Origin of the sequence: Lampropedia cohaerens (assembly GCF_001005215.1) — a bacterium.
GTDB classification, from domain to species: domain Bacteria; phylum Pseudomonadota; class Gammaproteobacteria; order Burkholderiales; family Burkholderiaceae_C; genus Lampropedia; species Lampropedia cohaerens.
The window spans coordinates 1-6735 of the sequence record NZ_LBNQ01000027.1 but is presented as its reverse complement, the minus strand read 5'-3'; the positions used below and the strand labels follow the sequence as shown (position 1 = coordinate 6735).

The 6735-nt window shown below is 63.5% G+C and carries 7 protein-coding genes and 1 pseudogene; 7 read left to right on the top strand and 1 reads right to left on the bottom strand.

The features are described 5' to 3' along the window. The 6 genes from AAV94_RS09655 to bfr all read left to right on the top strand — a co-directional run. The coding region (locus AAV94_RS09655; protein WP_046740683.1) for an IS5 family transposase at positions 1–429 on the top strand (429 nt) is incomplete at its 5' end. Between the two features lie 57 nt (positions 430–486). Further along, positions 487–846 (top strand): AAA-type ATPase lid domain-containing protein, encoded by a 360-nt coding sequence (locus tag AAV94_RS09650; RefSeq protein ID WP_046742129.1) that lies wholly within the window; start codon positions 487–489, stop codon positions 844–846. Between the two features lie 315 nt (positions 847–1161). After that, on the top strand, positions 1162–1896 hold the full coding sequence (locus AAV94_RS09645) for a CoA pyrophosphatase (RefSeq protein ID WP_046742128.1): 735 nt from the start codon (positions 1162–1164) through the stop codon (positions 1894–1896). Continuing rightward, positions 1893–2885, top strand: coding sequence for a CobD/CbiB family protein (locus AAV94_RS09640; protein ID WP_046742127.1), 993 nt, complete (start codon positions 1893–1895; stop codon positions 2883–2885). Before AAV94_RS09645 ends, AAV94_RS09640 begins: the two co-directional genes overlap by 4 nt. 161 nt (positions 2886–3046) lie before the next feature. After that, positions 3047–4132 carry a histidinol-phosphate transaminase gene (gene hisC / locus AAV94_RS09635; RefSeq protein WP_046742126.1) on the top strand — a complete coding sequence of 362 codons (1086 nt, stop codon included), beginning with the start codon at positions 3047–3049 and terminating at the stop codon, positions 4130–4132. Between the two features lie 194 nt (positions 4133–4326). Next, positions 4327–4809, top strand: coding sequence for a bacterioferritin (gene bfr, locus AAV94_RS09630; RefSeq protein WP_046742125.1), 483 nt, complete (start codon positions 4327–4329; stop codon positions 4807–4809). A 403-nt stretch (positions 4810–5212) separates the two neighbouring features. On the opposite strand, the gene AAV94_RS09625 is transcribed toward bfr, so the two are convergent. Beyond that, the gene (locus tag AAV94_RS09625; RefSeq protein ID WP_046742124.1) at positions 5213–6064 is read right to left on the bottom strand and encodes a M90 family metallopeptidase; all 852 of its coding nucleotides are present in this window, start codon (positions 6062–6064) and stop codon (positions 5213–5215) included. Positions 6065–6311: 247 nt separating this feature from the next. Between AAV94_RS09625 and AAV94_RS09620 the strand changes: the two are divergent. Continuing rightward, positions 6312–6735, top strand: a pseudogene (locus AAV94_RS09620) (IS5 family transposase); the annotation flags it as partial.

Here is a 6735-nt window from a genome sequence, read left to right as displayed (position 1 = left end):
CGCATCGGCGACGCGCCGATGCTGCCTGAGCTGCTGACGCAGATCCCGGCAACTGAAGCCGTGGCGACGGTGAGCGGCGATGGTGCCTATGACACCAAGGCCTGTCATGCCGCGATTGCGGCACGCGGAGCCGCCGCCGTGATCCCGACCCGCAAGAATGCGCAGACCTGGAAAGGCAGCAGCGCGGGCGTCGAGGCTCGCAACGAAACCTTGCGATCAACCCGGCACCTGGGCCGGACGATCTGGAAGAAATGGAGTGGTTACCACCGGCGCAGCCTGGTGGAAACCAAGATGGGTTGCTTCAAGTTGCTGGGCGAGCGGGTCATGGCCCGAGATTTCGACCGCCAGGTGACGCAGCTTCAGGTGCGCGCGGCGATCCTGAACCAGTTCACGCGCTTGGGCACGCCACACACGATACGTGTGTCCTGAGCAGACTGGGGAAAGGGGTAGCTGCGCTCAGTGGGGCAATTGCGCAACAGCGCCCTTTTGTACGCGCATTTCTCGGAGCTGGCCGCGCAGAAGTACGGCATGCCCAAGAAAGCGCCGGATACCGCCTGCCTGGCGTGGATGGAGGCACATGACTGGCCTGGCAACGTGCGCGAGCTGGCCCATTTTGCCGAGCGTGAAGTGCTGGGGGTGTCAAACGGTGCCATTGCGCAGGAGCCTGCGGGCGATCTGAGCCTGCCCGCGCGCGTCGAGCAGTTCGAGGCGCGTCAAATCCGGGATGCGCTGGCGCGCCACAAGGGCGATGTCAAGGCCACGCTGCAGGAGCTGGGCATTCCGCGCAAGACGTTTTACGACAAACTGCAGCGCCACGGCATACAGCGCAGCGATTTCATGGCGTAGCGCGGCGCACGTGGGCATGCCCGACGTCGCCCACCTTGCCCTCGGCCAGGGCGCCGCACAGCACGCCAATGGCGCTGCAGACCGTGAACAGGGTCTTAAACGGGGCCGGTCTGTTTCCTCCCCCGTTGGCCGCGGGCCGTGCAGGGGTGACGGGCGCAAGCGCAGCAGGTGAATGCCCTATGGATGTGGCAAGATAGCCCCTCACACGCTCGCACATGGCCTAGGACGGCATTCTGTTGGCCCGGCTGGCAGGCCATGGCTACATGCAACCACTGACACGCAATGGTTTTTGGGGCGACCACCACACTCTCCAGCATGGATTCGCAAGCCCGTCCAACCCGTTCTCGACTGTCCCTGCCCAAGGGGTTCCGGCCCCAGGATGTGCCTGCCATCGCCGTGGACAGCCATCTGCCGCCGCTTTCGCCGGCGGCGCAGTCGATCGCGGCACTGCGCGAGCGTTTCATGACAAACCCGATCTGGACGCCGGAATGGGCGCATGAGCACGACAGCCTGACGGCGCCGTCGGTGCGTGCTGCCGTGTTGCTGCCCGTTCTCGCGCGGTCGGTGCCAACGGTTTTGCTGACGCAGCGCGCCGCACATCTGCACCACCACCCCGGCCAGATTGCCTTTCCGGGCGGTCGGGTCGACGCCTCCGATGCCAGTGCGGTTGCAGCCGCGCTGCGAGAGGCGCAGGAGGAAGTCGGCCTGCCCGCGGATGCCGTGGAGGTGCTGGGCCAGTTGCCTGGCCATCTGACGGGATCGGGCTACGCCGTCACGCCGGTAGTGGGGCTGGTGCAGCCCGGTCTCGCGCTGAAGGCCAACCCCGATGAAGTTGCGGAGATTTTTGAAGTGCCCCTGTCCTTTCTGATGAATCCTGCCAATCACCGCCACCATCGCCAGGATGTGGCGGGCGCGCAGCACACGTGGCTTTCCATTCCCTATACGCCTGCGGCGGGGCGCGAGTACTTCATTTGGGGCGTGACGGCTGCCATCGTGCGCAACTTGTACGGGTTTCTGCAGGCCCCCTTGCGTGGCAAGGAGCAGTCGTGAGTGGACTGGCGTTGTTCCTGGCGCTGTTGCTGGATCAGTTTCGGCCCCTGCAGGCGCACCACCGCCTGTATGCGAGCGTGCGAGCCCTGCTCGGGCGCATCCAGCAGACGATGGATACCGGCTCGCCGGCCCACGCCTGGCTGGCCTGGGCGGTGGCGGTGGCGGTGCCATCGCTGCTTGCGTGGGGGGTGTATGCGGCACTGGCGCGCTGGGCAGGCGGCTTTGCGGCGTTTGTCTGGATGGTGGCAGTGGCCTACGCTTGCTTGGAGTTTCGCGCGTTTGGACTGCATTTCACAGAGGTGCGCAACGCCATCAGTCTGGACGATCGGCCCGGCGCTGCCGCTGCACTGGTGCGCTGGAGGCATGCGCTGACGCAACCCGGTGCGGCGTACCATGAGGGCAAGGCGGCCACTGCCCGGGTGCCGATGCGGATGCTGGCGGTGCGGCTATCGCTGGAGCATATGCATCGCTATGTGTTTGGTGTGTTCATCGCCTTTCTCGTCGGCGCATCGCTGGGACTTGGGCCTTTGGGGGCGGTGCTCTACCGTGCTGCCGACTACGCCTACTGGCGCTGGCATTGCAATGACTGCCAGTCCTTGAGCGAACGACCCAGCCCGGCACTGGCCATGGTCGCAGGCCAGGGGTGGCGGGCGGTGAATTGGCTGCCTGCACGGGTGACAGCGCTGATGAGCAGCTTGGTGGGCCGTTACGAGGAGGCCTTCAGTGTATGGCGCAGCGGATCGGGGGCGTCGCGCGACCCTGATGCGCTGGTGCTGGCCACTGGCGCGGTTTCGCTGGGACAAACGCCTGCCTGGGCGCGCGCCATGGCGCAGCTGAATCTGACCCGGGATGCAACGGAGGTGGCGCCGCAGGCCTCTTGCCAAGAAATCGCCGCCGTGCTGCACGAGGCGGCATCCTTGATCTGGCGCGTGCTGTTGTTGTGGCTGGCGATCTGGCTGGTGGTGGGGCTGATCGATGCGGTGCTTTAGCGCCTGCTGCTCCTGTCGCCGTGTGCGCTGCTGCGCACGAGCAGTTGGTGGCTGCAGGGTGCGCGGATAATCGCGCCTGCGGCTCTGCCTTGTAGAGACTGCATCTTCCCATTCAGGCAGGCATCGACGACTTGGGCCTGCCGCTTCTTGCACGGTTTCTTATGACATTCTGGAGTGACGGGCTGGACCGGCTGGAGCCCTATGTGCCCGGTGAGCAGCCCCGCGTGGCCGATCTCGTCAAGCTCAATACCAACGAGAACCCCTATCCCCCCTCGCCGCGCGTGCTGGCTGCGATTGCGCAGGCGGTGGGTGCGCAGCTGGCGCTTTATCCCGATCCGCTGTCACTGCAGTTACGCCGGGCGATTGCGGCACACCATGGCGCTGCGGGGCTGACGGCCGATCAGGTGTTCGTGGGCAATGGCTCGGATGAGGTGCTGGCGCATGCTTTTCGCGCCTTTTTCGTGAAGCAGGACCGCGCGCTGGTAATGCCGGAGATCAGCTACAGCTTCTACAAGGTGTACTGCAATTTGTTTGGCATTACGCCGCAACTGGTGCCATTGCGCGAAGATTGGTGCATTGCCGTCGAGGACTATTTGCGCATCGATCCGGCCACCTGCGCGGGCGTGGTCATTGCCAACCCCAATGCGCCGACCGGCATTGCCTTGCCGCTGGCGCAACTGGAGCGTCTGGCAACGCATTTTGCGCACCAGGTGGTGCTGATTGACGAGGCGTACGTGGATTTTGGCGCCGAGTCAGCGCTGGCACTGCTGCAGCGCCACCCCAACGTACTGGTGGTGCAGACCCTATCCAAGGCCTGGGCACTGGCAGGGTTGCGCGTTGGCATGGCGTTTGGGCAGGTGGCGTTGATCGAAGGGCTCACGCGCGTCAAGGATAGCTTCAACTCCTATCCGCTCGGGCGGCTGGCGCAGGTTGGCGCGCAGGCGGCAATCGAGGACTATTCCTATTGCCAGGGCATCATTGCCCAGGTGGTCGCAACGCGCGAGGCCATGACACAGGCGCTGCGCCAGCGTGGTTTCGAGGTGTTGCCGTCCAGCGCCAACTTCGTGTTTGCGCGTCATCCCCAGCATGCCGGAGTACACCTGTATCAGGAACTGCGGGCGCGTAACGTGCTGGTGCGCCATTTCAGCAGCGCCAAGCTGACCGACCACTTGCGCATCACGGTCGGCACGCCTGCGCAGATGCAGGCGCTGCTGGCGGCGCTTGATGCGGTGCTGGAGCCCGCCTGAGGCCGCGATGCCGCTGGCCGTTGCCGGGTGTTCGCAACCGGCAACTGTAATTAGTCTCACGCGCAACCCGACCGCGCCAGCAGGGACTTGCGTTGCAAGCCCTGCTGCCAGCGGCAACAATGCCGCCATGGCCCGCTGCGCCATGCAATTTACGCGTGCGCACAGAGGCAGACTGACGATAAGGAGAGCACCCCATGGATGGCCACCCGCAAGTTCTGCAGCGCCTTCAGGCGCAACTGAAGGTGCTGCTCACCAACATCAACCAGACCTTTGTCCACTACCGCATGCTGCAGCATTGGGGCCTGGGTGGGCTTGGAAAAGTGGAGTACAAGGCGTCGATCAAGGCGATGAAGCAGGCCGATGACCTGATGGCGCGCATCTTCCTGCTCGATGGGCTGCCCAACCTGCAGGATCTAGGGAAACTGCGCATCGGCGAGGATGTGCCGGAGTTGCTCGATTGTGACCTTGCGCTCGAACGGGAGTCGCGCCAGACGTTGGTGCATGGCATCGCCACCTGCGAGCAGCTTGGCGACTTTGTCTCGCGCGATCTGCTGCGGGAAATCCTGGACGATGTGGAAGAGCGCATCGACTTTCTCGAAACGCAATTGGCATTGTGTGAGGAAATGGGCTTGCCCAACTACCTGCAGTCGCAGATGAGCGAGGCAGCGGCGCACTGAACGCGCGTGCGTGCGTCACATGTGACAGGCGCCAACCCTGCGCTGCCGAATTCAGCCACCGTCTTCTGGCAGTAGGAGCGGCGCATGCCCATTGGTCTGATCGTCCAAACCGCCATCGTCACCGGCTCCTCCAACGGCATCCGGTTTGCCATTGGGCAGGAATTGGCATGTGCCGGTGTCAGCGTTATGGTTATTGGGTGCACCCTAAACCGCCTTGACTGGGTGCCAAGGACGCTGGCACGGGGCTGAAGGTGGCTGACCTTCATTTGGTTGCCAACCTTTGCGGGTATGTGGCACTGCCCCTTTACAGTGCCATGATTGCGGCCGTGCCCCGGGTGAAAGGTGAGATGGTGGAAAGCCTGTTCTGACAGGCTGCGCGGAGGTCTGATGGCTCGCGCAGGATTTACGCGCTGGTCTTGCCGGCACGTTCCAGGCGGCGCGCAGGATCCTGCCTATAAAAGCGCACAAGTAGTGCATACCAGGCAGGATGCCAGTTGCACAGCCGCTGTGGATCGATGAAAAACACTTCTGAGCTGACCGCGAAGAACTCCGCTGGGTCCGTGGCCGCGTAGGCATCCATGGGCAATGCGTCAAAATGCTGTCGCCCCTCAGGGGATTCAGGGTCCACGTCCGACGGAATGGCGGCTTCGACAATTTCCACCATGCGTACAAAGCGCCGCCAGGCGGATTCCAAAACTTCCTCCCACTCGCGCGGCGCGATGCCACTGCCTGCAAGTGGAGGCATCCCATCCGGTTCAGAGTGAGCCATGTCCAGCTTGTGGGCGAACTCGTGAATCACGACGTTCATGCGTGCGTCGTGTGCGTGCGCTGCTTGCCATGAGAGGATGACGGGACCGTGTTGCCAGCTTTCGCCGAAGTGTTCGTCATCGCGCGGATGCACCACGCCGAGGGTATCGATGTGGTGATGCCGGGGTATAAAACTGCCCGGGTAGACAATGATGCCGGTCCAGCCCTCATACCACTGAGGGCCCAGCTCGAGAATGGGGAGCGCAGCCTGAATCGCGATGCACAGAGCCATCGCGTCCGTGACCTCCAGCCCGGCTGCCCCATCGAACGTCTTGCTGGCCAATATCCATGCACTGAGCGCCTTTAGGTGCGCCAGTTCCTGCACAGTCAGTCCACGCAGGAAGGGCATGGCGTCGATTTGCGCCTGCCACATGGCGACATCTATGGCCTGCTGTACTTGCTTGACCTTGCGTCGGGAGGCGCCCTTGCTCAACAACCAACGGAACATCGTGCCAGGTAGAAGTGGTTAGGGAAGATGCGCGAATGCGTAAAACGAGTGGGTTCGATCAGGTTCGCCGGCACCATTTTGCCGCAGCCGACTGTCGCTGCTGTCTCACCGCCGCCCGCGCGCCGTCGCAGGGGCGCTTATGAAAAAGGCCGTCTGCTGCACTTCAGCGGACGGCCTGGGAAGAATAATTGGTGGTGGGATGGGGCGTTGTTGCACAAACGTCCCGAGTCTGCAGGCTAGCGCACCCATGACCAAGCCCGCTGCCGCCTAATACCGCACCACCAACTGGAAAGATTACAACGCAGCCCTCAAGGCCAGAGGCTCGCTCTCGGTCTGGCTGGATCGTGCCATGCAATGGCACGGCCAGCCCACCGGTCGTCGCGGTCGATCACCGACGTTCAGCGATGCCGCCATCCAGTTCTGCCTGACCATCAAGGGGCTGTTCGGCCTGCCGTTGCGCCAAGTCATCGGTTTCGTGCAGAGCCTGATGCATCTGGCGGACCTGGATTGGCCCGTGCCTGACTACAGCACGGTCTGCCGCCGCCAGAAAACGCTGACCGTGAACATCCCCTATCGCCCCAGTCGTGGTGGCTTGCATCTGCTGGTCGACAGCACCGGCGTGAAGATGCTGGGCGAAGGCGAATGGAAAACGAAGAAACATGGCTCGGAAT